The sequence below is a fragment of the Rhodobacter sp. CZR27 genome (assembly GCF_002407205.1).
GTDB lineage: Bacteria > Pseudomonadota > Alphaproteobacteria > Rhodobacterales > Rhodobacteraceae > Cereibacter_A.
This window is the reverse complement of record NZ_CP023548.1, coordinates 2,326,201-2,347,830: the sequence shown is the minus strand read 5'-3', so window position 1 is coordinate 2,347,830 and position 21,630 is coordinate 2,326,201. Positions and strand designations below refer to the sequence as shown.

22 protein-coding genes are annotated in these 21,630 nt (G+C 69.2%); 13 read left to right on the top strand and 9 right to left on the bottom strand.

Features of this window, described 5'->3' with window-relative positions:
* Positions 1–44: 44 nt before the first annotated feature.
* Positions 45–212, bottom strand: a complete 168-nt coding sequence (locus CK951_RS21025) for a hypothetical protein (RefSeq protein WP_157764548.1) — start codon at positions 210–212, stop codon at positions 45–47.
* Between the two features lie 184 nt (positions 213–396).
* Between CK951_RS21025 and rpiA the strand changes: the two genes are divergently transcribed.
* From rpiA to CK951_RS11415, 5 genes are all read left to right on the top strand, one after another.
* Positions 397–1,182, top strand: coding sequence for a ribose-5-phosphate isomerase RpiA (rpiA, locus tag CK951_RS11435; protein WP_096786268.1), 786 nt, complete (start codon positions 397–399; stop codon positions 1,180–1,182).
* A 3-nt stretch (positions 1,183–1,185) separates the two neighbouring features.
* A complete protein-coding gene (gor, locus tag CK951_RS11430; RefSeq protein ID WP_096786267.1) occupies positions 1,186–2,544 on the top strand; it encodes a glutathione-disulfide reductase in 1,359 nt (452 codons plus the stop codon).
* Between the two features lie 56 nt (positions 2,545–2,600).
* A complete protein-coding gene (hflK, locus tag CK951_RS11425) occupies positions 2,601–3,773 on the top strand; it encodes an FtsH protease activity modulator HflK (RefSeq protein WP_096786266.1) in 1,173 nt (390 codons plus the stop codon).
* Entirely contained in the window at positions 3,773–4,750 is a 978-nt protein-coding gene (hflC, locus tag CK951_RS11420; protein ID WP_096786265.1) for a protease modulator HflC, read from the top strand. The genes hflK and hflC overlap by 1 nt, the downstream gene beginning before the upstream one ends.
* 155 nt (positions 4,751–4,905) lie before the next feature.
* Positions 4,906–6,390 (top strand): DegQ family serine endoprotease, encoded by a 1,485-nt coding sequence (locus CK951_RS11415; RefSeq protein WP_096786264.1) that lies wholly within the window; start codon positions 4,906–4,908, stop codon positions 6,388–6,390.
* A gap of 69 nt (positions 6,391–6,459) precedes the next feature.
* Here the strand turns inward: CK951_RS11415 and CK951_RS11410 are convergent, their stop codons facing one another.
* Complete coding sequence (locus tag CK951_RS11410; protein ID WP_096786263.1) at positions 6,460–6,921, bottom strand: peptidoglycan-binding protein; 462 nt, start codon at positions 6,919–6,921, stop codon at positions 6,460–6,462.
* Between the two features lie 129 nt (positions 6,922–7,050).
* Positions 7,051–7,434 (bottom strand): OB-fold nucleic acid binding domain-containing protein, encoded by a 384-nt coding sequence (locus tag CK951_RS11405; protein WP_232520614.1) that lies wholly within the window; start codon positions 7,432–7,434, stop codon positions 7,051–7,053.
* Positions 7,435–7,586: 152 nt separating this feature from the next.
* Here CK951_RS11405 and CK951_RS11400 point away from each other — a divergent pair, with 152 nt between their 5' ends.
* On the top strand, positions 7,587–7,910 hold the full coding sequence (locus tag CK951_RS11400) for a 2Fe-2S iron-sulfur cluster-binding protein (RefSeq protein ID WP_096786261.1): 324 nt from the start codon (positions 7,587–7,589) through the stop codon (positions 7,908–7,910).
* A gap of 124 nt (positions 7,911–8,034) precedes the next feature.
* Here CK951_RS11400 and CK951_RS11395 read toward each other — a convergent pair whose 3' ends face one another.
* The 6 genes from CK951_RS11395 to CK951_RS11370 all read right to left on the bottom strand — a co-directional run bounded on the left by CK951_RS11395 (position 8,035) and on the right by CK951_RS11370 (position 13,660).
* Complete coding sequence (locus CK951_RS11395) at positions 8,035–9,060, bottom strand: aldo/keto reductase (protein WP_096786260.1); 1,026 nt, start codon at positions 9,058–9,060, stop codon at positions 8,035–8,037.
* A gap of 17 nt (positions 9,061–9,077) precedes the next feature.
* On the bottom strand, positions 9,078–9,506 hold the full coding sequence (locus CK951_RS11390) for a hypothetical protein (protein WP_096786259.1): 429 nt from the start codon (positions 9,504–9,506) through the stop codon (positions 9,078–9,080).
* A 256-nt stretch (positions 9,507–9,762) separates the two neighbouring features.
* The gene (locus CK951_RS11385) at positions 9,763–10,821 is read right to left on the bottom strand and encodes an ABC transporter ATP-binding protein (RefSeq protein ID WP_096786258.1); all 1,059 of its coding nucleotides are present in this window, start codon (positions 10,819–10,821) and stop codon (positions 9,763–9,765) included.
* 16 nt (positions 10,822–10,837) lie between these two features.
* Positions 10,838–11,626, bottom strand: a complete 789-nt coding sequence (locus CK951_RS11380) for an ABC transporter permease (protein WP_096786257.1) — start codon at positions 11,624–11,626, stop codon at positions 10,838–10,840.
* Complete coding sequence (locus tag CK951_RS11375; protein ID WP_096786256.1) at positions 11,623–12,504, bottom strand: ABC transporter permease subunit; 882 nt, start codon at positions 12,502–12,504, stop codon at positions 11,623–11,625. Before CK951_RS11375 ends, CK951_RS11380 begins: the two co-directional genes overlap by 4 nt.
* Positions 12,505–12,559: 55 nt before the next feature.
* Entirely contained in the window at positions 12,560–13,660 is a 1,101-nt protein-coding gene (locus CK951_RS11370) for an ABC transporter substrate-binding protein (RefSeq protein ID WP_096786255.1), read from the bottom strand.
* Between the two features lie 261 nt (positions 13,661–13,921).
* On the opposite strand from CK951_RS11370, the gene CK951_RS11365 reads away from it, so the two are divergent.
* The 7 genes from CK951_RS11365 (at position 13,922) to CK951_RS11335 (ending at position 21,584) form a co-directional block, all read left to right on the top strand.
* Complete coding sequence (locus CK951_RS11365; RefSeq protein WP_096786254.1) at positions 13,922–14,926, top strand: BMP family protein; 1,005 nt, start codon at positions 13,922–13,924, stop codon at positions 14,924–14,926.
* On the top strand, positions 14,923–16,443 hold the full coding sequence (locus CK951_RS11360) for an ABC transporter ATP-binding protein (RefSeq protein WP_096786253.1): 1,521 nt from the start codon (positions 14,923–14,925) through the stop codon (positions 16,441–16,443). The genes CK951_RS11365 and CK951_RS11360 overlap by 4 nt, the downstream gene beginning before the upstream one ends.
* A complete protein-coding gene (locus CK951_RS11355; RefSeq protein ID WP_096786252.1) occupies positions 16,433–17,476 on the top strand; it encodes an ABC transporter permease in 1,044 nt (347 codons plus the stop codon). The genes CK951_RS11360 and CK951_RS11355 overlap by 11 nt, the downstream gene beginning before the upstream one ends.
* Positions 17,473–18,420 (top strand): ABC transporter permease, encoded by a 948-nt coding sequence (locus CK951_RS11350; RefSeq protein ID WP_096786251.1) that lies wholly within the window; start codon positions 17,473–17,475, stop codon positions 18,418–18,420. Before CK951_RS11355 ends, CK951_RS11350 begins: the two co-directional genes overlap by 4 nt.
* Positions 18,420–19,697 carry an amidohydrolase family protein gene (locus CK951_RS11345; RefSeq protein WP_096786250.1) on the top strand — a complete coding sequence of 426 codons (1,278 nt, stop codon included), beginning with the start codon at positions 18,420–18,422 and terminating at the stop codon, positions 19,695–19,697. The genes CK951_RS11350 and CK951_RS11345 overlap by 1 nt, the downstream gene beginning before the upstream one ends.
* A 194-nt stretch (positions 19,698–19,891) precedes the next feature.
* Positions 19,892–20,911 carry an AI-2E family transporter gene (locus CK951_RS11340; RefSeq protein WP_096786249.1) on the top strand — a complete coding sequence of 340 codons (1,020 nt, stop codon included), beginning with the start codon at positions 19,892–19,894 and terminating at the stop codon, positions 20,909–20,911.
* A 103-nt stretch (positions 20,912–21,014) separates the two neighbouring features.
* Positions 21,015–21,584, top strand: a complete 570-nt coding sequence (locus CK951_RS11335) for a class I SAM-dependent methyltransferase (protein WP_096786248.1) — start codon at positions 21,015–21,017, stop codon at positions 21,582–21,584.
* Positions 21,585–21,630: the final 46 nt, after the last annotated feature.

The window sequence follows — 21,630 nt, the reverse complement described above, 5'->3', positions numbered from 1 at the left end:
TCAGGCCGCCATTTCCGCCAGCGGGGCCGCCATCCGCGGTCGCGTCACAGCCGCCGGTTGTCCCGACAGGGGGCGGCCAGCGCGCCCTCGCCGTAGAGTGCATCCACTATGGCCTGGCAGGCGGCCTCGCAGAGGATTGCGTCGGAGAACTCGGGTCCGTTGCGCCGGTCGGGGCGAAGATGCGCGCGACCGAGGGAGCTGAAGACAGACATGGCCGTCATCCTGTGAAAATTGAATGTTAAAAACGAAACGCGAAAAAGTGCATAAAGGATGCACCAAAGCGCGAATTTTTTCAAGTGCCGTTGCGGCAGGGACACAGGGGATTGCCGGTGCTTTCCGCTCGCGCCCTCGCGGCTCCTTGCCTATAACCGGAGGCGCCAGACCGGAGACGAGGACATGCCCGCAGAACTTTCCCCCATCGACACGGCGAAATTCGTGGCCGCGCGGCGCGCGGTGGACTTCGTGCAGGACGGCATGAAGCTTGGCCTCGGCACCGGATCGACGGCGGCCTGGATGGTGCGCTGCCTGGCCGAGCGCGTCCGGGACGAGGGGCTGCGCGTCACATGCGTTCCGACCTCGACCCGCACGGCCGAGCTTGCGCGCCAGCTTGGCCTGACGGTGGTCAGCCTCCACGATGCGAAGTGGCTCGACCTGACCATCGACGGGGCGGACGAGTTCGACGCCGACTTCAACCTGATCAAGGGCGGCGGCGCGGCGCTTCTGCAGGAGAAGATCGTGGCCTCGGCCTCGGACCAGATGATCGTGATCGCGGATGCGGCGAAGGAGGTGGCGCAGCTTGGCGCCTTCCCGCTGCCGGTCGAGGTCATCCCCTTCGGCTGGCAGACCACGCGGCGGCTGATCGAGGAGACGCTGGACGGCATGGACGTGCTGAACCGCGAGGTCACGCTGCGCATGAGCGGCGACGCGCCGCTTCTGACCGACGAGAAGAACCACATCCTCGACCTGCACCTGAAGCGCATCGGCAATCCGCGCCAGCTGGCGCTGGTGCTGAACCAGATCCCCGGCGTGGTCGAGAACGGCCTGTTCATCGACATCTGCGACGTGGTGGTGGTGGGCCACGGCGACGGGCGGGTGATCGTGCGCGACCTTCAGGCCGGCGCGCAGGAGGGTCGCGTGGACCTGCAGGAGGCGCGCAACATCTTCTCGGATCTGGGAGACTGAGCCTTGAGCTTCGACTACGACCTTTTCGTCATCGGCGGCGGTTCGGGGGGCGTGCGGGCCGCGCGCATCGCGGCCTCGGAAGGCGGCGCCCGCGTGGCGCTGGCCGAGGAAAGCCGGATGGGCGGGACCTGCGTCATCCGCGGCTGCGTGCCGAAGAAGCTGATGGTCTTCGCCTCGGCCTATCCCGATGCGGTGACGGATGCCCGCGCCTATGGCTGGGATGCGACGGTGGGCGGCTTCGACTGGCCGCATTTCCGCGCCAGCCTGGACCGTGAACTGGACCGGCTCGAGGCCGCCTATCGCAGCGGCCTGACCGGCGCGGGCGTCGCGATCTTCGACGCGAGGGCCACGCTTGCCGATGCGCACACCGTCCGGCTCGCCTCGGGCGAAACGGTGACGGCCAAGCACATCCTGATCGCCACCGGCGGCCGGCCCTTCGTGCCGGACTTCCCCGGCTGCGAACTGGCTATGACCTCGGACGACGTGTTCCGGATGGAGAGCCTGCCGGCGCGGATGCTGGTGGTCGGCGGCGGCTACATCGCGTCGGAGTTCGCCTGCATCCTGCACGGGCTGGGCGTCGAGGTCTGCCAGTTCTACCGCGGCGCGCAGATCCTGCGCGGCTTCGACGACGAGGCGCGGGGGCACGTCGCCTCGGCCATGCAGGACCGCGGCATCACGATCAAGTGCGGGACCGACGTGATCCGGCTGGAGAAGACCGAAGGCGGCATACGGGTGATCTCGACCGACGGTTCCGACCGCGAGTTCGACGCGGTGCTTTACGCCACGGGCCGCCGACCGAACACCGCAGGCCTCGGTCTCGAGGCGCTGGGGATCGAGCTCGGCCGCAACGGCCAGATCCCGGTTGACGACTGGAGCCAGACCGCCGTGCCCTCGATCTATGCCGTGGGCGACGTGACCGACCGGATCAACCTGACGCCCGTGGCGATCCGCGAGGGCCATGCCTTCGCCGACACGGTGTTCCGGGGCGAGGCGCGCAAGGCCGACCACGAGCTTGTAGCCTCGGCCGTATTCACCCAGCCGGAGCTGGGCAGCGTCGGCCTGACCGAGGAAGCCGCGCGCGAGCAGGAGCCGATCGAGGTCTATGCCGCGGCGTTCCGGCCGATGCAGTCGATGTTCGCCGGACGGCCCGACCGCGTGCTGATGAAGCTGATCGTCAGCGCCAACACGCGGAAGGTGCTGGGATGCCATATCGTGGCACCCAACGCCGGCGAGATGATCCAGCTTGCCGCCATCGCGGTGAAGATGGGGGCGACCAAGGAGGATTTCGACCGCACGGTCGCGGTGCATCCGACCATGGCGGAGGAACTCGTGACCCTGCGCAAACCGGTCCGCACCGCTTGATATTCTTGTGCGGATGACCAGTTAGTGCGGCAGGCAAGGAAAAGGGAAAGGGTTATATGTCCAGCGGAGGACCTTGGGGCGGAGGCGGCGGAGACCGCGGTGACAGGGACGGGCGTGACGGCCGCGGCGGGCGGCGTCCCGGCGGCGGCGACGGATCGCAGATCCCCGAGATCGACGAGATCGTGAAGAAGGGGCAGGAACAGCTGCGCGTCCTGATGGGCGGCCGGGGCCGCCCCACGGGCGGACGCGGCGGCGGAGGCGGCGGCAATCCGATGAAGCCGCTGTTCACCCGGCAGGGCATCGCGCTTGGTGCGCTGGCGCTGGCCGGTCTCTGGGCCTTCATGTCGTTCTACACGGTGCGCCCCGAGGAACGCTCGGTCGAACTCTTCCTGGGCGAGTTCAGCGCGATCGGCAATCCGGGCCTGAACTTCGCGCCCTGGCCACTGGTGACGGCCGAGGTCGTGCAGGTGACCGGCGAACGGACGACCGACATCGGCACCGGCCGCGGTGGCGACGCCGACAGCGGCCTGATGCTGACGCGCGACCAGAACATCGTGGACATCGAGTTCCAGGTGGTCTGGAACATCTCGGACCCGGCGCAATTCCTGTTCAACCTCGCCGATCCCGCCGACACGATCCGTGCGGTCTCGGAATCGGCGATGCGCGACATCATCGCGCGCTCGGAACTCTCGCCGATCCTGAACCGCGACCGCGGCATCATCGCCTCGGATCTGGTGGCGGCGGTGCAGACCACGCTCGACAGCTATCAGGCCGGCATCAACATCGTGCGGGTGAACTTCGACAAGGCCGACCCGCCGCAGGAGGTCATCGACAGCTTCCGCGAAGTGCAGGCGGCGCAGCAGGAGCGTGACCGCCTTGAGAAGGAGGCCGATGCCTATGCCAACCGCGTGACCGCCGCCGCCCGAGGCGAGGCCGCACGGCTGACCGAACAGGCCGAAGGCTATCGCGCCGAGGTCGTGAACAACGCGCAGGGCGAGGCGAGCCGCTTCGTGTCGGTTTACGACGAATATGTGAAGTCGCCCGACGTGACGCGTCGCCGGATGTATCTTGAGACGATGGAGAAGGTGCTCGGCTCGATGGACAAGGTGATCCTGGACGGCGTCCAGGGCGAGGGCGGCTCGGGCGTGGTGCCCTACCTGCCGCTGAACGAGCTTGGCCGCAGCCCGGCCCCCGCCCGCACGGGCGTGATCGGTGGGGAGGCCAACTGATGAACCGCAGTTCCCTCATCCTGCCGATCCTCGCCATCCTCGTGGCGCTGGGCTTCTCGTCGGTCTTCATCGTGGACGAGCGCGAGAAGGCGCTGGTCCTGCAGTTCGGCCAGGTCAAGGCGGTCAAGGAAGAGCCGGGCATCGGCTTCAAGATCCCGCTGATCCAGGAGGTCGTGCGCTACGACGGCCGGATCCTCGGGCTGCCCACCCAGCCGATCGAGGTGACGCCGCTCGACGACCGTCGCCTCGTCGTGGACGCCTTCGCGCGCTGGCGTATCGTCGATCTCGTGGAGTTCCGCGAGGCGGTGGGCGCGGGCGGCATCGACGCGGCCCAGACGCGCCTGCAGCGCATCATGAGCCCGGCGATCCGCGAGGTGCTGGGTGGCGTGCCCTCGATCCGCGTGCTGTCCGAGGACCGGACCGTGCTGATGAACCAGATCCGCGACCTCGCCCGCCGCCAGGCGCTGGCGCTGGGCGTGGACGTGATCGACGTGCGCCTGACCCGGACCGACCTGCCCGAGCAGAACCTCTCGGCCACCTATGGCCGGATGCGGGCCGAGCGCGAGCGCGAAGCGGCCGACGAGATCGCGCGCGGCAACGAGGCGGCACAGCGCGTCCGCGCCGCGGCCGACCGGACAGTGGTCGAGGTCACCTCCGAGGCGCGCAAGCAGGCCGAGGTGATCCGCGGCGAGGCCGACGCGCTGCGGAACTCGATCTATGCCGAAGCCTTCGGCCGCGACCCCGAGTTCTTCGCCTTCACCCGCTCGCTCACGTCCTACGAGCGCGCGCTGCAGACCGGCAATTCCTCTATCGTGATGCAACCGGACAGCGAGTTCTTCCAGTATCTGCGCAGCGATCAGGCGCCGGAGAACGGCGCCGCGCCGGCCCCCGCCGCGGCGGAAACGCCCGCTGCCGAGGCACCCGCAACGGGCGCCGCGGCAGAGCCGGCGGAACCCGCGGCACCGGCGATCCAGTGACGGCCATGCCTGCCGGCGGCGGTCCGCCATCGGCAGGCATCACATGAGCTTGACGGGCCAAGACGCCGTTTGCATTGCGCCGCGTCTTGCCCGACTGTCATCTCTGGGCTTCGGTGCTGGCACCGGCAGCCCGTGATTTTCGAAAGGAGTCGGGTGTGCAGTCTCACGCCATTACCATCGCCCGCCGGGTCGAGCCCGTGCCTGCCGCCGCGCTGCGCCTGTTCCTCGCGCTGATGCTCGGCCTCGGGCTCGCGCTTGCACAGGCCGTCACAGCCCACGCCCAGGGCGCTCCGGCGAGCTTTGCGAGCCTGGCCGAGAAGATCAGCCCGGCGGTGGTGAACATCACGACCGCGACGGTGGTCGCGGCGCCCGCGCAGAACTCGCCGATGGTGCCGGAGGGCTCGCCCTTCGAGGACTTCTTCCGCGACTTCATGGACCCCGAGAACCGCGACCAGGGCCCGCGCCGCTCCGAGGCGCTGGGGTCGGGCTTCGTGATCTCGGAAGACGGCTACATCGTCACGAACAACCACGTGATCGAGGGCGCCGACGACATCCAGATCGAATTCTTCTCGGGCAAGAAGCTCGAGGCGAAGCTGGTCGGCACCGATCCCAAGACCGACATCGCGCTGCTGAAGGTGGAAAGCGACACGCCGCTGCCCTTCGTGAGCTTCGGCAATTCGGACCTTGCGCGCGTGGGCGACTGGGTGGTGGCGATGGGCAACCCGCTGGGGCAGGGCTTCTCGGTCTCGGCCGGCATCGTCTCGGCGCGGAACCGCGCGCTTTCCGGCACCTATGACGATTACATCCAGACCGACGCCGCCATCAACCGCGGCAACTCGGGCGGGCCGCTCTTCAACATGGACGGGCAGGTGATCGGCGTGAACACCGCGATCCTGTCGCCCAACGGCGGCTCGATCGGGATCGGCTTCTCGATGGCTTCGAACGTGGTGACGAAGGTCGTTGCGCAGTTGCGCCAGTTCGGCGAGACGCGGCGCGGCTGGCTGGGCGTGCGCATCCAGGATGTGACGCCGGACGTGGCCGAGGCGATGGGCCTGAAGGAATCCAAGGGCGCGCTGGTGACCGATGTCCCCGAGGGTCCGGCAAAAGAGTCCGGCATGCAGGCGGGCGACGTGATCGTGACCTTCGACGGCTCGCCCGTCGCCGATACCCGCGATCTCGTCCGCCGCGTGGCCGATGCCCCGATCGGCGAGGCCGTCCGCGTGGTGGTGATGCGCGAAGGCAAGACGCGGACCCTGTCGATCGTGCTTGGCCGCCGCGAGGAGGCCGAGAACGAGGGTCCGACGGCGCCCGGCGGTCCGGAAAAGCCGGCCGAGCCGTCCTCGGCCGAGGTGCTGGGCCTGACGGTCGCGCCACTGACCGCGGAGCAGGCGGGCGAGATGGGCCTGCCCGGCGGGACCGAGGGGCTTGCGGTGACGGATGTCGATCCGGCCTCGGAAGCCTATGCCAAGGGGCTGCGCGAAGGGGACGTGATCACCGAGGCCGGCCAGCAGAAGGTGACCGGGATCAAGGACCTGCAGGACCGGATCGAGGAAGCCCGCGAGGCGGGGCGCAAGTCGCTGCTGCTGCTGATCCGTCGCGGCGGAGACCCGCGCTTCGTGGCGCTCTCGCTGCCGGAATGACGACCTACGCCCCGGCCCTTGGCCGGGGCGTCCGCATTGCAGCGCCGCCGATACCTGCGCGGCGCTGCGTCAGAGCGTGTCGGGATCGGCCGGTGCCGGCGGCGATGACGTCGGTGGGTCGGGTTCTTTGGAACGCGCTCCCCAAAGCGCGTCGAGATCGACCGGCAGAATCCCCAGATACCGCGCGGCCGCAAGGGACAGCTGCTCGCTGTCGAGGCCGAGCGGCTCCTGCAGGCGCCGCACCGCTTGGCGCGTCGCCGGGTCCATCTCGCCGGTGATCTCCTCGTCGTAAAGCTCGCGCACCTCCAGCGCGCGTTGCAGCGAGGCCAGCACCTCGGGCGTCAGCGCCTCGGGGCAGGGGGCGCGGAACCACGCCCCGTCCTTGCCTGCCCAGCAGATACCCTCCTCCGGCTCGGGCTTCTCGGGACGGAGTTCGAGGGAGAGATCGGGGCGGCGTGGCGCCTCGGGCATGGGTGGGCCCTGACAGGCGGTCAGGGCGAGAAGGCCGGCCAGAAGGAAGATGCGCGTCATGTGAGTCCGGTCCCGGTTCGGCGGCGGAGGATGCCGCAAAGCGCCGGCCGAGGAAAGGGCCGGCGGGTCGCAGCAGACAGGGGCGCGCCGCGCCGAATGGCAGCGCAAGTCCGTCCGGGCCTCCGCCGCTCAGGGCTGGTCGCCGGCGCGGGTGCCGTCGGGGCGGAAGTCCTCGGCCAGCAACCGGTCGAGGAGCGGCGAGAGATCCTCGATCCCCTCGGCCACCACATGCGTCACGCCGGCCTCGCGCTGGAGCCGGCCCGTGACCTTCAGCAGCCGGCCCGCGATCACCGCCCGCCGGAAGCGTTCGTAGATCTTCGCCCAGATCACCACGTTGGCAACGCCGGTCTCGTCCTCGAGCGTCAGGAAGATCACGCCCTTGGCCGTCCCCGGTCGCTGCCGGACCAGCACCAGCCCGGCCACCGCCACCCGCGCGCCGGAAGGCGGCTCGTCCAGCCGGCCGGCCGGGATCGCCTTGGGCGGGCGCGGCCAGCTGCCCGGAACCGGGGTCATGCGCAGCCAGTCGGAAGGGGGATCGGGTAGAAACATACTATGAACATAGACCGCTCCGGTGCCGCCGGCAAGCCTTGGGCCCTCTGGCCAAGCGCGCGGGATTGTCCTAAAGCCTCGGCGAGGGACCGCGACGCGGGAAGAGCGAGGCGAAGATGGCGAAAATCACCTATGTCGAATTCAATGGCACCGAGCATGTGATCGACGTGGCCAACGGCCTGACCGTGATGGAGGGTGCCCGCGACAACGGCGTTCCCGGCATCGAGGCCGACTGCGGTGGCGCCTGCGCCTGCTCCACCTGCCATGTCTATGTCGCGCCCGAATGGGTGGAGCGGCTGCCGAAGAAGGAGGCGATGGAGGAGGACATGCTCGATTTCGCCTGGCAGCCCGATGCCGCCCGCTCGCGCCTGACCTGCCAGCTCAAGGTGTCGGATGCGCTGGACGGCCTCAAGGTCTTCATCCCGGAAAAGCAGATCTGACGCCCTGCGACGCGGCACTGGCGCCCTGCCGCCGGATGCCGCGCGGGCAGCATCTTCCGTAGCCGGCTGACTGGCAGGCCGGAACCTGCCTTTGGTCGATCGGCAGCGGAGGCGGAGGGACGCCTCAGACGGGGGCGTCCTCGCGCATCAGGCCGGCCTCCTTCAGATCGGCCCAGAGCCCCCCGGGCATTTCGGCGCCGGCAGCGATGAAGCTCTCCATCACTTCCGTGACCGACTGGATGCCGGGCACGACCGAGACCACCGCGGGATGGCACAGCGGAAAGCGAAGCGCGGCCTCGAACATCCGCACGCCCCAGCGCTCGCAGATCGCGTGGATCTGCGCGACGCGGTCCAGCACCGGCGGCGGTGCGGGACGATAGTCGTAATGCGCGCCCGGCCTCGGCCCGGTTGCAAGGATCCCCGAGTTGTAGGGGCCGCCGATCACGATGCCGATCCCCTTCTCTTCGGCGAGCGGCAGGAAGCTGTCCAGCGCCTCCTGCTCCAGCAGCGTATAGCGGCCGGCGAGCAGGAAGAGGTCGAAGTCGCCCCGCTCGGCCAGCCACTGGCAGGGCTGCCATTCGTTCACTCCCGCGCCGAAGGCCGAGATCACCCCCTGCTCGCGCAGGCTGACAAGGGCGCGGTAGCCGCCGCGCATGAACTCTTCGAGCCGGGCCTGAAGCGCCTCGGGCGAACCGTGCGTGAAGAGGTCGAGGTCATGGGCGAAGAGCACGTCCACCCGGTCAAGGCCCAGCCGCTTCAGCGAGGCTTCAAGCGAGCGCATGACCCCGTCGTGGCCATAGTCGAAGACCTCCTTGCGCTCGGGCACCTCGAAGAACTTGCCCAGACCGTCGCGGGTCTCGCCGGGTTCCACCGGCCGCAGCAGCCGGCCCACCTTGGTCGAGATCACGTAATCCTCGCGCACCCGCCCCGCGAGAAAGCGGCCAAGGCGCGTCTCGGCCAGACCATAGCCGTAGAGCGGGGCGGTGTCGAAGTAGCGGATGCCGCCCTCCCACGCGCGACCAAGGATGGCCTCGGCCTCGGCATCGGGAATGGCGCGGTAGAGATTGCCCAGCGGTGCCGAGCCGAAGCCCAGTTCGGTGAAGCGCAGCCGGCGCCCCGTCCGGTTGAAGTCCCGCGTCGTCAGTTGCATGAAAGACCTCCCTTCCGTCACGCCGCCAGCGTCACCCCGAGGAAGGCGCAGCGGACCAGCGCCTGCCGCACCTCCTCCTCATGGTCGTCGGCATGGCGGACGAGGCAGTCCTGCGCCGCGGCCAGCCGTTCGAGCGGCGTGCCCTCGTCGTCGAGCCGGTCCACCAGACGCTCCAGCACGTAGCGGCCAAGCCGGCCCGCCACGCAGGCCGCATACATGCCGCCCGCGTTCAGCACGATCCCCGCTTCGCTGAGCCTCGGCTGCGCGCTGAACTCCTGCCGCAGGTTCAGCAGCCGGAACCCGGCGGGCGAGGCGGGATCGGCTTCCTCGAACTCGGTCACCACGGTCAGGCGCTCGTCCTCGTCGCTCAGCTCGCCCCAGATTCCGCCCCTGAGCGACAGCCGGTCGTATTCGATCAGCCCGTCGAAGATGATCCTGCGCTCCATCGCATCCTCCCCTCACCTGAGGAAGGTCAAGGCGGCGGGTGGCGGGCCGGTTCCCCGGAGGTCCCGTCGAGAACGACGGGCGAGAGGGGTCGGATCACGGGCGCGAGGTCCAGCGTCCTGCCCAGGTCCCAGGCGGGCCGGTGCCTGACGCCTCACCCGCGGGAGACCGGCATCGGAGCCTGCGGTGTTGAACCCCCGGCGCGGCAGCGGAGTCCTGTCGGCCTTGCCGCCTGCGCGGTCGCGGCTTCCGCCGCTCCTAGTGCTCCAGCACGATCACGTCCCGCGCGGAAAAGCTGACCTGTGTCTGCGCGCCCACCTGCGGCGGCGGCACGTCGGACCGGTTGAAGGTGTCGAGCGCCACGCTGGTGCCGGCGGTCTGGACCTGCAGGCGGATCACGCTGCCGAGGAAATGCACGTTCGCGATGGTGGCGGGCAGGATCACCTCGCGCCCCGCCACCGTGCCGAGGCGCAGCGCCTCGGGGCGCAGGGCAAGGCCGATGCGCCCGCCGCGCGGCGCCGGGACCGGAGCGGGCAACTGGATGACCTGGCCGGCGACGCGGACGGTGCCGGCGGCGGGGTCCTCGACCTCGGCGGTCAGCGTGTTCAGCGTGCCCACGAAATTGGCCACGAACTTCGTCGTCGGGTGGTTGTAGATCTCGAACGGCGTGCCGACCTGTTCCGCCACGCCGCCGTTCATCACCACGATGCGGTCGGACATCGACAGCGCCTCTTCCTGATCGTGGGTCACGAAGATCGTCGTGATGCCCAGCCGCTGCTGGATGGCGCGGATCTCGTTGCGCAAGGATACGCGGATCTGCGCATCCAGCGCTGAAAGCGGCTCGTCCAGCAGCAGCACCCGCGGCCGCACCGCGAGCGCCCTCGCCAGCGCCACGCGCTGCTGCTGCCCGCCCGACAGCTGGAACGGGTAGCGTCCGCCCAGATCGGGCAGGCCGATCAGCGCCAGCATCTCGGCCACGCGCGCATCGGCTTCGCGCCGGGGCACGCCCGCGACCTTCAGCCCGAAGCCCACGTTCTGCGCCACGGTCAGGTTCGGGAAGAGGGCATAGGCCTGGAACACCATGCCGATCTTGCGGGCGTTCGGGCGCTGGCGCACCACGTCCTTGCCCTCGATCAGGATGGCGCCCTGATCCGCCGACTCGAAGCCGGCGACCATGCGCAGCACCGTGGTCTTGCCGCAGCCCGATGGGCCGAGCAGCGAGACGAACTCTCCCTTCTCGACCGACAGGTTGAAGTTGCGCACGACGTGCAGGGGGCCGAAGGATTTCTCCAGCCGGGCGATCTCGAGGAAGGCCATCAGGCGAAGTTCCTTCTCATCTCTGGGCTCTGGTATGTTTCGACAGCCGGGTGACCAGCTGGATCAGGGCCATGCAGGCCCAGGTGACGACGAAGGCGATCACGGCCAGCGCCGCCGGTTCATAGGCCTTGTTCGAGCCCATCCAGACCATGTAGGGCCCGAAGGCCGGGCGGTTCAGCAGAGCGGCAAGGACGAACTCGCCGATCACGATGGCGAAGGTCAGGAAGGCCCCCGACAGGACCGCCACCAGCACGTTGGGCAGGATCAGCCGCGCGAGGATGGTGACCCAGCCCGCGCCGAGGCTTTGCGCCGCTTCCGTCAGGGTCTGCACGTCGATGGTGCGAAGACCGGTATCCACGGCGCGATACATGTAGGGCAGCGCCAGCATCGTGTAGCCGAACATCAGGAGAAGGTTCGTCCCCATCGCCGTGCCGGTCAGCGGCAGCCAGCTCGATGTGTTGTAGAGCCGGATGTAGCCGAAGACGATGACGATGGGCGGGATCACCAGCGGCAGAAGCGTGATGAACTCGATCACCGGCCGCCAGCGAGGCAGCTTCAGGCGCACCCAGAACACCGTGGGCACCACGAGCAGGATGCCGAAGGCGATGGTGAAGAGTGCCATCAGCACCGAATAGCCGAAGGTCGCGCGGAAGGCCGGGTCGCCCAGCACGCTCGCATAGGCGTCGAAGCTGTATTCGCCCCGCCGCGCCCGCAGCGAGAACTCGAACATCCCGATCAGCGGCAGGAAGAAGTAGAGCATGCCCGCCGCAAGCGCGAGCCAGGACCAGAGCTTGGCCGATCTCATTTCACCCACCTCTCGGCGCGGGTGCGCAGCACGATGTAGATCACGTTCGCCAGCCCCGTCAGCACGATCATTCCGAAGGCGATGGCATAGCCCAGGTGCGGGTCCTGCAGCACGTCGCCGCGGATCTGCGCGAAAAGGATGATCGGCACGATGGAGAGCTGCGAGCCGGTCAGCGCCATGGCGGTCGCCACCGCTCCGAAGGAATTGGCGAAGAGCAGCGCGAAGGTGCCGAGGAACGACGGCCAGAGCACCGGCAGCGCCACCATCCGCCAGTATTGCGCGCCGGACGCGCCCAGCGTCTCGGCCGCCTCGCGCCATTCACGCTTCAGCCCGTCGAGCGCGGGCGTGATGATCAGGATCATCAGCGGGATCTGGAAATAGAGGTAGGTGAGCGTCAGCCCGAGGAAGCTGATCAGGTTGAAGCCGGTGCCATAGAGGTTCAGCCCGAACCACTCGCGCAGGATCACCGTCAGGAAGCCGAGCCGCCCGAGCGTGGCGATGAAGGCGAAGGCCAGCGGCACGCCGGCGAAGTTCGACGCCACGCCGGAAAAGGTCAGCAGCGCGCCGCGCAAAGGCCCCGGCAGCCCGCCGCGCGTCACGGCGGCAGCGATCAGGAAGCCCGCGAGGCAGCCGAGCGCCGCGGTCAGCAGGCTGATCCGGATCGAGATCCAGAAGGCGCCGAGGATCGAGGGCGTGAAGAGGCCCCGGATATTGGCCAGCGTGAAGTCGCCCGCCGGGTTGCGGAAGGCGCCCAGCACGATATGCGCCGTGGGCAGGATCAGGAACAGCAGCGCGAACAGCAGGAACGGCGCGACACCGAACCAGTTCAGCGGCAGCGAGACGAAGGCCTTGGCGCTCTTCGGAGGCAGGTCAGTCATGCAGGGTCCACCGAAAAGGGCCTCCGCCGGCGTGGCGGAGGCCCGGAAGGTCAGGTCACTGGACGTTGGCGCCCACGACCTTGTCCCAGCCCGCGGTCACCGCGGCCTTGTTCGCCTCCTGCTGTTCGACGGTCGGGAAGACGGCGCGGGCGTAGCCCTCGGCCGGGGGCAACGCGTCGAGCAGGTCCTGCGGCACCTTGCCGGCCTCGACCATGGCGTTGAAGCGGGCGGGGTGGCAGTAGCCCTTCAGCCAGCCCAGCTGGCCCTCGTCCGAGTAAAGGTATTCCATCCACAGCTTCGCCGCGTTCGGATGCGGCGCATAGGCCGAGATCGCCTGCACATAGACGCCGGCGAGGCTCGGGCCCTCGGGGATGATGACCTCCATCGGCGGGTTGCCCTTCAGCTCGTCGCGCCAGGACAGCAGGTTGTAGTCCCAGGCCGCGACGATGGGGGTCTGGCCCTGGGCGATGGTGCCGGCCTTGCCGATCACCGGGACGAAACCGCCCACCTTGTTCAGCTCGGCAAAGAACTCGAGTCCCTTCTCGCCGGAGGCCTGCCCCGGCTCGGCGCCGCCCGCGACGCCCGCCGACATGACGGCGAGGATCGCCTGGTTCGAGGCGCGCGGATCGCCCGCCAGCGCGAAGGCGTTGGCATACTGGCTGTCGAGCAGCGCCGTCCAGCTTTTCGGCACCTCGGACACGAGGTCGGTGTTCACCCCGAAGGACATCACGCCGTAATAGTCGCCATACCAGTAGCCGTCGGCGTCCTTGATCTCGGCCGGGATCTCGTCCCAGGTCGCGACCTTGTAGGGCACGATCAGTCCTTCGGCCTTGGCCTGCGGACCGAAGGCCAGGCCCACGTCGATCACGTCGGGCGCCTGCGGGCCGGTGTTGTCCTTGTTCGCCCGGATCGCCTCGAGCTCGTCGGCCGAGCCCGCGTCGGGGTTCAGCTCGTTCACGGTGATCTCGGGATATTTCGCCTTGAAGCCCGCGATCACGTCGCCATAGCCGCACCAGTTGTGCGGCAGCGCGATGGTCGTCAGCATGCCTTCGGCCTTGGCGGCGGCGACCAGTTCGTCGCTCTGGGCCAGCGCGCCCGAGGCCGCGCCAAGCGCCGCAAGGCTGACCGAGGCGGCCAGTGCAAGTTTCATCGTCATCGGAACTCTCCCGTTGTTGTCGTTTCGAATGCCGTTCTTTCGGCGGGAGGGACCCACCACAGCGGCTATTAGTGTCAGCTAAAGGCCGAAAACGGATTCTTGCAAGTTCCCTAACCGCGGCAGGTAACAAATTTTTCGCAGGCATTTCGGGCTGTAAGGAATTCGACGGCAGTGCCGACTTTCGGGCAGGGGCCGCGGTCTTGCCCCTCGGACGCCCGCGTCTTACCGTCCGGTCAAACATCCAGCAGGGCGAGGACGGACATGACGGGATTCGCAACGACGCGGCGAGGAGTTCTGATGGCCGGAGGTGCGGCGCTGGCGCTGGGCGCCCTGCCGCGGACGCTTCGGGCGCAGGAGACGCTGAAGGTCGCCGGCATCTACACCGTGCCGGTCGAGCAGCAGTGGGTCAGCCGCATCCACAAGGCCGCCGAGGCCGCGAAGGCCGCGGGTCGCGTGGACTACAGCTTCACCGAGAACGTCGCGAACACCGACTATCCCCGCGTCATGCGCGAATATGCCGAGAGCGGCGTGAAGCTGATCGTGGGCGAGATCTTCGGCGTCGAGCAGGAGGCCCGCGAGGTCGCGGCCGACTATCCCGACGTGGCCTTCCTGATGGGGTCGAGCTTCCCGCCGGACGAGGCGGTGCCGAACCTCGCCGTCTTCGACAACTACATCCAGGACGCGGCCTATCTTACGGGACTCATTGCCGGCGCGATGAGCAAGGGCAACATCGGCATGGTCGGCGGCTTCCCGATCCCCGAGGTCAACCGGCTGATGAACGCCTTCATCGCGGGTGCTCGCGAGGTGAAGCCCGAGACGAAGTTCCAGGTCAGCTTCATCGGCTCGTGGTTCGATCCGCCGAAGGCGAAGGAAACCGCCTTCGCCATGATCGAGAATGGCGCCGACCTGCTTTACGCCGAACGCTTCGGCGTCTCGGATGCCGCCAAGGAGCGCGGCGTGCTGGCGATCGGCAACGTGATCGACACGCAGGCCGACTATCCCGATACGGTGGTGGCCTCCGCGCTCTGGCATTTCGAGCCGACCTTCGAGAAGGCGGTGGCCGAGGTTCAGGCCGGCACCTTCAAGGCCGCCGACTACGGGGTCTATTCCTTCATGAAGGAAGGCGGCTGCTCGCTCGCCCCGCTCGGCACCTTCGAGGGCAAGGTGCCTGCCGAGACGATGGCGCTGGTGGCGGAACGCGAGGCCGCGATCAAGGCCGGAACCTTCACCGTGGCCATTGACGACAGCGAGCCGAAATCCTCGTGAGCGAACCGGTCGTCCTGCGCCTCTCCGGGATCACCAAGCGGTTCGGAGCGCTTCTCGCCAATGCCGGCATCAGCCTCTCCCTGCGACAGGGAGAGGTCGTGGCGCTTCTGGGCGAGAACGGGGCCGGCAAGACCACGCTGATGAACATCCTCTTCGGCCATTATGTGGCCGACGAGGGCACGGTGGAGGTCTTCGGCAAGCCGCTGCCGCCGGGCCATCCGCGCGCGGCGCTGGCCGCGGGCGTCGGCATGGTGCACCAGCACTTCACGCTGGCCGACAACCTGACGGTGCTGGAGAACATCCTGATCGGCACCGCGCCGCTCTGGCGCCTGTCGCTCGGGCAGCGCGCGGCGCGGGCGCGGGTCGAGGCGCTGAGCCGCGACTTCGGCCTGTCGGTTCACCCCGATGCCAAGGTCGGCACCCTGTCGGTGGGCGAGCGGCAGCGGGTCGAGATCCTCAAGGCGCTCTACCGCGACGCGCGCATCCTGATCCTGGACGAGCCCACCGCCGTCCTGACCCCGCAGGAGACCGAGGCGCTGTTCCGCACCCTGCGTCTGGCCGTGGCCAGGGGGCTCTCGATCATCTTCATCTCGCACAAGCTGCATGAGGTGGTCGAAGTGGCCGACCGCTGCGTCGTTCTGCGCCACGGCCGCGTGGTGGGCGAGGTCGCGACCGCCGAGACCGACCGCCACGCGCTGGCCGCGATGATGGTCGGCGAGGAGGTGGTGCCGCCCGAGGTCGCCCCGCCGCGTCCCGGCGCGGTGCTGATGCGGCTTCAGGCGGTCTTTACCCCGCACCGGGGGGCGATTCCCGGGCTGCGCGCGGTGACGCTCGACCTTCGCGCCGGCACGATTACCGGCCTTGCCGGCGTGTCCGGCAACGGCCAGGCGGCGCTGGCCGATCTGGTGTCGGGGCTGATCCGGCCGGACGCGGGCGCGCTCATGGTCGCCGGGGCCGAGGTCCATGACTGGACGCCGCGGGCGGCGGTGGGCGCGGGCATCGCGCGCATCCCCGAGGATCGCCACGCCACCGGCACCATCGCGGACTTCACCCTGACCGAGAACGCGATCCTCGAAGGCTACCGCTCGCGCTTCGCGAAAGGCGGCTGGATGGACTGGCGCGCGGCGCGGGCCTTCACCGAGGTGATCATCCGCACCTATGACGTGCGCTGCCCGGGGCCCGAGACGCGCATCCGCCTGCTGTCGGGCGGCAACATGCAGAAGCTGATCCTTGGCCGGGTGCTGGAGCCGGGGCCGCGGATCATCCTCGCGAACCAGCCGGTGCGCGGGCTGGACATCGGCGCGATCACCTATGTCCATTCGCGGCTCCTCAAGGCGCGCGACGAGGGGGCAGCGGTTCTGCTGATATCGGAAGATCTGGATGAAATCATGGCCTTGTCCGACACCATTCATGTAATGTCCGAAGGCCGCCTGTCGCCCGGCTTCCCGCGCGGCACGAAATCGCAGGCCGAACTCGGCCTCTGGATGGCCGGGCACGGGTTCGCCGATGCGGCTTGAGCCGGTTGCCAACCCGTCGGCGCTGCGCCGGATCGGACTGCCCGCCGCCGCACTGCTCGCGACGCTCGTCGTGGCCTCAAGCCTTGCCGCGGTGGCGGGGGCCGACCCGCTGGCCACGCTCGGCCTGATCGTGAAGGGCGCGGTGGGGTCGAAGTTCGCGGCGCTCGAGACGCTGAACCGCGCGACGCCGCTGATCTTCACCGGGCTCGCGGTGGCGGTGGCCTTCCGCGCGCGGCTGTGGAACATCGGCGCCGAGGCGCAGCTTTACGCCGGGGCCATCATCACCGTCCTGCTGGGCAGCGGCGCGGTCGGCGGGCCGCTGGTGCTGCCGCTGATGGCGCTGGCCGCGATGGCCGCGGGCGCGCTGGTCCTGCTTGGACCCGTCGCGCTCAAGACCCGCTTTGGCGTGGACGAGGTCGTGACCACGCTGCTCTTCAACTTCATCATGCTGCTCTTCGTCAGCTACCTGCTGGAAGGACCGCTGAAGGACCCGATGGGCATGGGCTGGCCCAAGTCCGCGCCTCTGCTCAAGGAGGCGCGGCTGCCGCGGCTGGTCGAGGGGCTGCGCCTGCACTGGGGCTTCGGCCTCGCGCTGATCGCCGCCCTCGCGGTCTGGGTGATCGAGCGGCGCACCGCGCTTGGCTACGAGATGCGTGCCGTGGGGCTGAACGCCCGGGCCGCGCGCTTTGCCGGCATCCCGGTGGACGGGGTGCTGGTGAAGACCGCGCTGCTGTCGGGGGGCCTTGCAGCACTCGCGGGCTTTTCCGAGGTGGCGGGGTTGAAGGGGCACCTGACGCTCGATCTCAGCCCCGGCTTCGGCTACACTGGCATCATCGTGGCGATGCTCGCGCTGCTCAACCCGCTCGCCGTGGTGCCGGCGGCGCTGTTCGTCGCGGGCGTCTTCGTCGGCGCCGACAGCATGAGCCGCGCGGCCCATGTGCCGACCTATATCGCCGACATGCTGCTGGCCACGTCGCTGCTGTTCATGGTGCTGGCGATCCTCCTGATCCGGTTCCGGGTGGTGCGCGGATGAGCGAGCTTCTGGACATCCTGCTCTCGGTCAGCTTCTGGGCGGCCGCGGTGCGCATCGCCTCGCCGCTGATCTTCGCCACGATGGGGGAACTGATCTGCGAGCGCGCGGGCGTTCTGAACCTCGGGATCGAGGGGATCATGGTGGTCGGCGCCTTCTCCGGCTGGATCACGGTCTGGGCCGGCGCGGGGCTGTGGGAGGGCGCGGCGGTCGCCATGCTGGCCGGGATGCTGTTCGGCCTGCTCCACGCGGTGCTGGTCGTGCCCTTCGGCCTGTCGCAGCATGTCGTAGGGCTGGGGATCACGCTGCTTGCCACCTCGACCAGCTACTTCGCCTATCGCCTGATCCTGCCCGAGGTCTCCAGCCCGCCGAAGATCGAGCCCTTTGCCGTCTGGCCGGTGCCGGGTCTGTCGCAGATCCCGCTGGTCGGTCCGGCACTCTTCCAACAGACGCCGCTGACCTATGCGGCCTTCGTGGTGGCCGCGCTCGTCGCGCTGGTGCTGTGGCGCACGCCGCTGGGCCTTGCCGTGCGGGCGGCGGGAGAGAGCCCGTCCGCCGTCGATGCGCAGGGGCTGTCCGTTGTGGGCCTCAGGATCGGCGCGGTGGTCGTCGGCTCGGGGCTGATGGCGGTGGGCGGGGCGTTCCTGACGCTCTCCGCCTTCTCCAGCTTCTTCTTCGAGATGGTGAACGGCCGCGGCTGGATCTGCATCGCGCTCGTGATCTTCGGGGCGTGGAAGCCCGGCAAGGCAGTGCTCGGCGCGCTGCTCTTCGCCGCCTTCGATGCGCTGCAGGTGCGGCTGCAGCAGACGCCGCTGGGGCAGCTCGTGCCTTACCAGCTGTTCCTGATGGCGCCCTATGCGCTGTCGATCCTGGCCCTTGTCCTCATGTCGCGCCGCGCCGAGGTTCCGGCGGCGCTGATGCAGCCCTTCAACCGCGGGGAACGCTGATGTTCGATCTCATCGTCAGGGGCGGCACGCTGCCCGATGGCCGGGTGGCCGACGTGGGCATCCGCGGCGACCGGATCGCCGCCATCGGCCGGCTGGAAGCCGAGGCGGGCCGCGTGATCGATGCCACCGGCGACCTCGTCAGCCCGCCCTTCGTCGATCCGCATTTCCACATGGACGCGACGCTCTCCTACGGCCTGCCGAGGGTGAACGCGTCGGGCACGCTGCTGGAGGGGATCGCGCTCTGGGGCGAGCTGAAGCGCATCGTCACGGTCGAGGAGATGATCGCGCGCGCGCTCGCCTATTGCGACTGGGCGGCGAGCATGGGGTTGCTTGCCATCCGCTCTCACGTCGATGTCTGCGATGACCGGCTGCTCGGCGTGCAGGCGCTGCTGGAGGTGCGCGAGCAGGTGAAGGGCTGGATGGACCTCCAGCTTGTCGCCTTCCCGCAGGACGGGCTCTACCGCGATCCGACGGCGCGGGCGAACCTGCTGCGCGCGCTCGACATGGGCGTGGACGTGGTGGGCGGCATCCCGCATTTCGAACGCACGATGGCCGAGGGAGCGGCCTCGGTGCGCGACCTCTGCGAGATCGCCGCCGACCGCGGGCTGATGCTGGACCTGCATTGCGACGAGACCGACGACCCGCTGAGCCGCCACATCGAGACGCTGGCCGCCGAGGTGATCCGAACCGGGTTGCAGGGCAGGGCGGCGGGCAGCCACCTGACCTCGATGCATTCGATGGACAACTACTACGTCTCGAAGCTGCTGCCGCTGATGGCCGAGGCGCGGGTGGCCGCGATCCCGAACCCGCTGATCAACATCGTGCTGCAGGGCCGGCACGACACCTATCCCAAGCGGCGCGGCCTGACGCGGGTGAAGGAGATGCAGGCGCAAGGCATCTCCGTCGGCTGGGGGCAGGATTGCGTTCTCGACCCGTGGTATTCGCTGGGCACCGCGGACATGCTCGACGTGGCCTTCATGGGGCTGCATGTCGCGCAGATGACCCATCCGGCCGAGATGCGGCGCTGCTTCGACATGGTGACGGCCGAGAACGCGAGGATCATGGGGCTCGACTACGGCCTGCATGAAGGCGCGCCAGCCTCGCTCGTGGTGCTCGATGCCGGCGATGCGGTCGAGGCGGTGCGGCTGCGGCCCGACCGGCTCTGCGTCATCGCGCAAGGTCGGGTGATCTCGGAGAAGGTCCGCAACGACGCCCGGCTGTCGCTGCCGGGCCGCCCGGAAAGCGTCCGGCGCCGCCACAAGGCCCCCTCCGCCTAGGCTCGTCCGCGCGGGAAGGCGACGACAGGGCCGCATCCCGCCGGGCAGGAGAGCCGGGCGCCACGGCCGGTCGGGGCCGCAGCCGCCCGCTCGGCTATCGCCCCTGCGGCCCGTGCGACTGGTGCGCCGACCGGCAGGCGGCGGGGAACAGGCGCCGGACCAGGACGTTGGCCCCAGACTGATGCGGAGGAACGATGCGCCGGCGGACGGTTTCCCTCTTGGTGCTGGCGCTCGTGCTGGCGGTGCTGGTCGTGATCGCCCCGGACGTGCTGCTGGTGATCTTTGCCGCCATCCTGTTCGGCGTCTTCCTGTCGGCGGGCGGCGAGATCGTCTCGGGCCTGACCGGCCTGCCGCGGGGCGGCGGCATCGCGGTCTTCATCCTCCTTTGCCTCGCCGCGCTGGCCGGAGCGTTCCTGTCCTTCGCCGCCGACATGTTCGACCAGATCGAGGAACTGACGCGCCAGCTTCCCCCGGCCTTCGAGGGCCTGCGCGAGCGCATCGCGCAATATTCCTGGGGCTCGACCCTGCTGTCGCGCCTCGCGCCGTCCCGGCTGATGTCGGGCGAGGGCGGCTTTGCCTCGACCGCGGTCAGCGCCACCTTCGGCGCGCTGGGCAACCTCGTCATCATCCTGTTCATCGGCCTTTACACCGCGATCGATCCCGGCCTTTACCGGCGCGGGCTGCGCGCGCTGCTGGCGCCGCCGGTCCGGCCGCGCGGCGACGAGATCATGGACATCGCGAACCGCACCCTGCGCGGCTGGCTGGGCGGGCAGCTCATCTCGATGACGGTGGTCGGCGTGCTCACCTGGCTGGGGCTTTGGCTGATCGGCGTGCCCCTGGCCTTCATCCTGGGGCTGATCGCGGCGCTGCTTGCCTTCATCCCGAACATCGGCCCGGTCATCGCGGCGCTGCCCGCGCTGCTGCTTGCCCTGCCCGAGGGCTGGGGCCTCGTCGGGCTGGTGGTCGCGGTCTATCTCGGGGTGCAGACGCTCGAGAGCTACCTGATCACTCCGCTCGTGCAGAAGGAACAGGTGGATCTGCCGCCCGCACTGATCATCTCGGCCCAGTTGCTGCTCGGCGTCCTGTTCGGCCTGATGGGGCTCTTGCTGGCCACGCCGCTGGCGGCCCTTGGCCTTGCGCTGATCCGCGAACTCTATGTCTTCGACTATCTGGAGCGGGACAAGCCGCCGATTGCGACTTTCGGGCAACAGTGACACGTCTTTTGTCGGATCGTCCGGAACGGACCCCGGCGGCCCGGCTTGGTGTCGCGCACCGTCCACGGACGGCGGCTGCCAACTTGAAGCGCGGAGAAAGCACATGCACCTGACCCTGGCCCAGACCCTGGACCGCTGCCTCGATATCGCGGGGCACCCCAGCCTTGCGTTCGGCCTGTCCGAGCGTCGGATGCAAACCCAGGCGCTCGCTTTCCTGCCGCGGCAGCACTACCGCAGCGTCCTGGAGCTTGGCTGCGGGGCGGGGGCGCTGGGCCGCCGCCTGTCTGGCCGGGCGGATGCCTACCTGGGGCTGGACGGGGATGCCGATGCGATCGAGGCCGCCGGTGCCGAGCCGTCGCCGATGGCCGCGATGGAATTCCGCCAAGCCCTGCTGCCCTCCGACATCCCGGATCGCGAGTTCGACCTGGTGGTGCTGAGCGACATCCTGCACGAGCTGCGCCCCGACCAGATCCGGCACCTCGCGCGGCGGATCGGCGAGGTTGCGCCGGCTGCGGACCTTCTCTGCCTGCGGCGCATGGCCTTCGAGGAACCGGGAGAGGCCTTCCGGCCGCAGGCGCTGCTGGCGGCCTCGCTCGGCTGGCCGCTGACCGCCAGCTATCTTGGCACCGGGTTCCGCATCGACGTGTTCGAACACGAGCTGGTCGAGGCCTGAGCGGAACCGGCCCGCCGAAGGGGCGTTTGGCCGGGCGGCTGCGATG

Bases quoted from the DNA above. Each gene is read 5' to 3' on its own strand.
- CK951_RS21025 (WP_157764548.1), bottom strand. From the start codon at position 212: ATGTCTGTCTTCAGCTCCCTCGGTCGCGCGCATCTTCGCCCCGACCGG.
- rpiA (WP_096786268.1), top strand. From the start codon at position 397: ATGCCCGCAGAACTTTCCCCCATCGACACGGCGAAATTCGTGGCCGCG.
- hflK (WP_096786266.1), top strand. From the start codon at position 2,601: ATGTCCAGCGGAGGACCTTGGGGCGGAGGCGGCGGAGACCGCGGTGAC.
- hflC (WP_096786265.1), top strand. From the start codon at position 3,773: ATGAACCGCAGTTCCCTCATCCTGCCGATCCTCGCCATCCTCGTGGCG.
- CK951_RS11410 (WP_096786263.1), bottom strand. From the start codon at position 6,921: ATGACGCGCATCTTCCTTCTGGCCGGCCTTCTCGCCCTGACCGCCTGT.
- CK951_RS11405 (WP_232520614.1), bottom strand. From the start codon at position 7,434: ATGACCCCGGTTCCGGGCAGCTGGCCGCGCCCGCCCAAGGCGATCCCG.
- CK951_RS11400 (WP_096786261.1), top strand. From the start codon at position 7,587: ATGGCGAAAATCACCTATGTCGAATTCAATGGCACCGAGCATGTGATC.
- CK951_RS11395 (WP_096786260.1), bottom strand. From the start codon at position 9,060: ATGCAACTGACGACGCGGGACTTCAACCGGACGGGGCGCCGGCTGCGC.
- CK951_RS11390 (WP_096786259.1), bottom strand. From the start codon at position 9,506: ATGGAGCGCAGGATCATCTTCGACGGGCTGATCGAATACGACCGGCTG.
- CK951_RS11385 (WP_096786258.1), bottom strand. From the start codon at position 10,821: ATGGCCTTCCTCGAGATCGCCCGGCTGGAGAAATCCTTCGGCCCCCTG.
- CK951_RS11380 (WP_096786257.1), bottom strand. From the start codon at position 11,626: ATGAGATCGGCCAAGCTCTGGTCCTGGCTCGCGCTTGCGGCGGGCATG.
- CK951_RS11375 (WP_096786256.1), bottom strand. From the start codon at position 12,504: ATGACTGACCTGCCTCCGAAGAGCGCCAAGGCCTTCGTCTCGCTGCCG.
- CK951_RS11370 (WP_096786255.1), bottom strand. From the start codon at position 13,660: ATGACGATGAAACTTGCACTGGCCGCCTCGGTCAGCCTTGCGGCGCTT.
- CK951_RS11365 (WP_096786254.1), top strand. From the start codon at position 13,922: ATGACGGGATTCGCAACGACGCGGCGAGGAGTTCTGATGGCCGGAGGT.
- CK951_RS11355 (WP_096786252.1), top strand. From the start codon at position 16,433: ATGCGGCTTGAGCCGGTTGCCAACCCGTCGGCGCTGCGCCGGATCGGA.
- CK951_RS11350 (WP_096786251.1), top strand. From the start codon at position 17,473: ATGAGCGAGCTTCTGGACATCCTGCTCTCGGTCAGCTTCTGGGCGGCC.
- CK951_RS11345 (WP_096786250.1), top strand. From the start codon at position 18,420: ATGTTCGATCTCATCGTCAGGGGCGGCACGCTGCCCGATGGCCGGGTG.
- CK951_RS11340 (WP_096786249.1), top strand. From the start codon at position 19,892: ATGCGCCGGCGGACGGTTTCCCTCTTGGTGCTGGCGCTCGTGCTGGCG.
- CK951_RS11335 (WP_096786248.1), top strand. From the start codon at position 21,015: ATGCACCTGACCCTGGCCCAGACCCTGGACCGCTGCCTCGATATCGCG.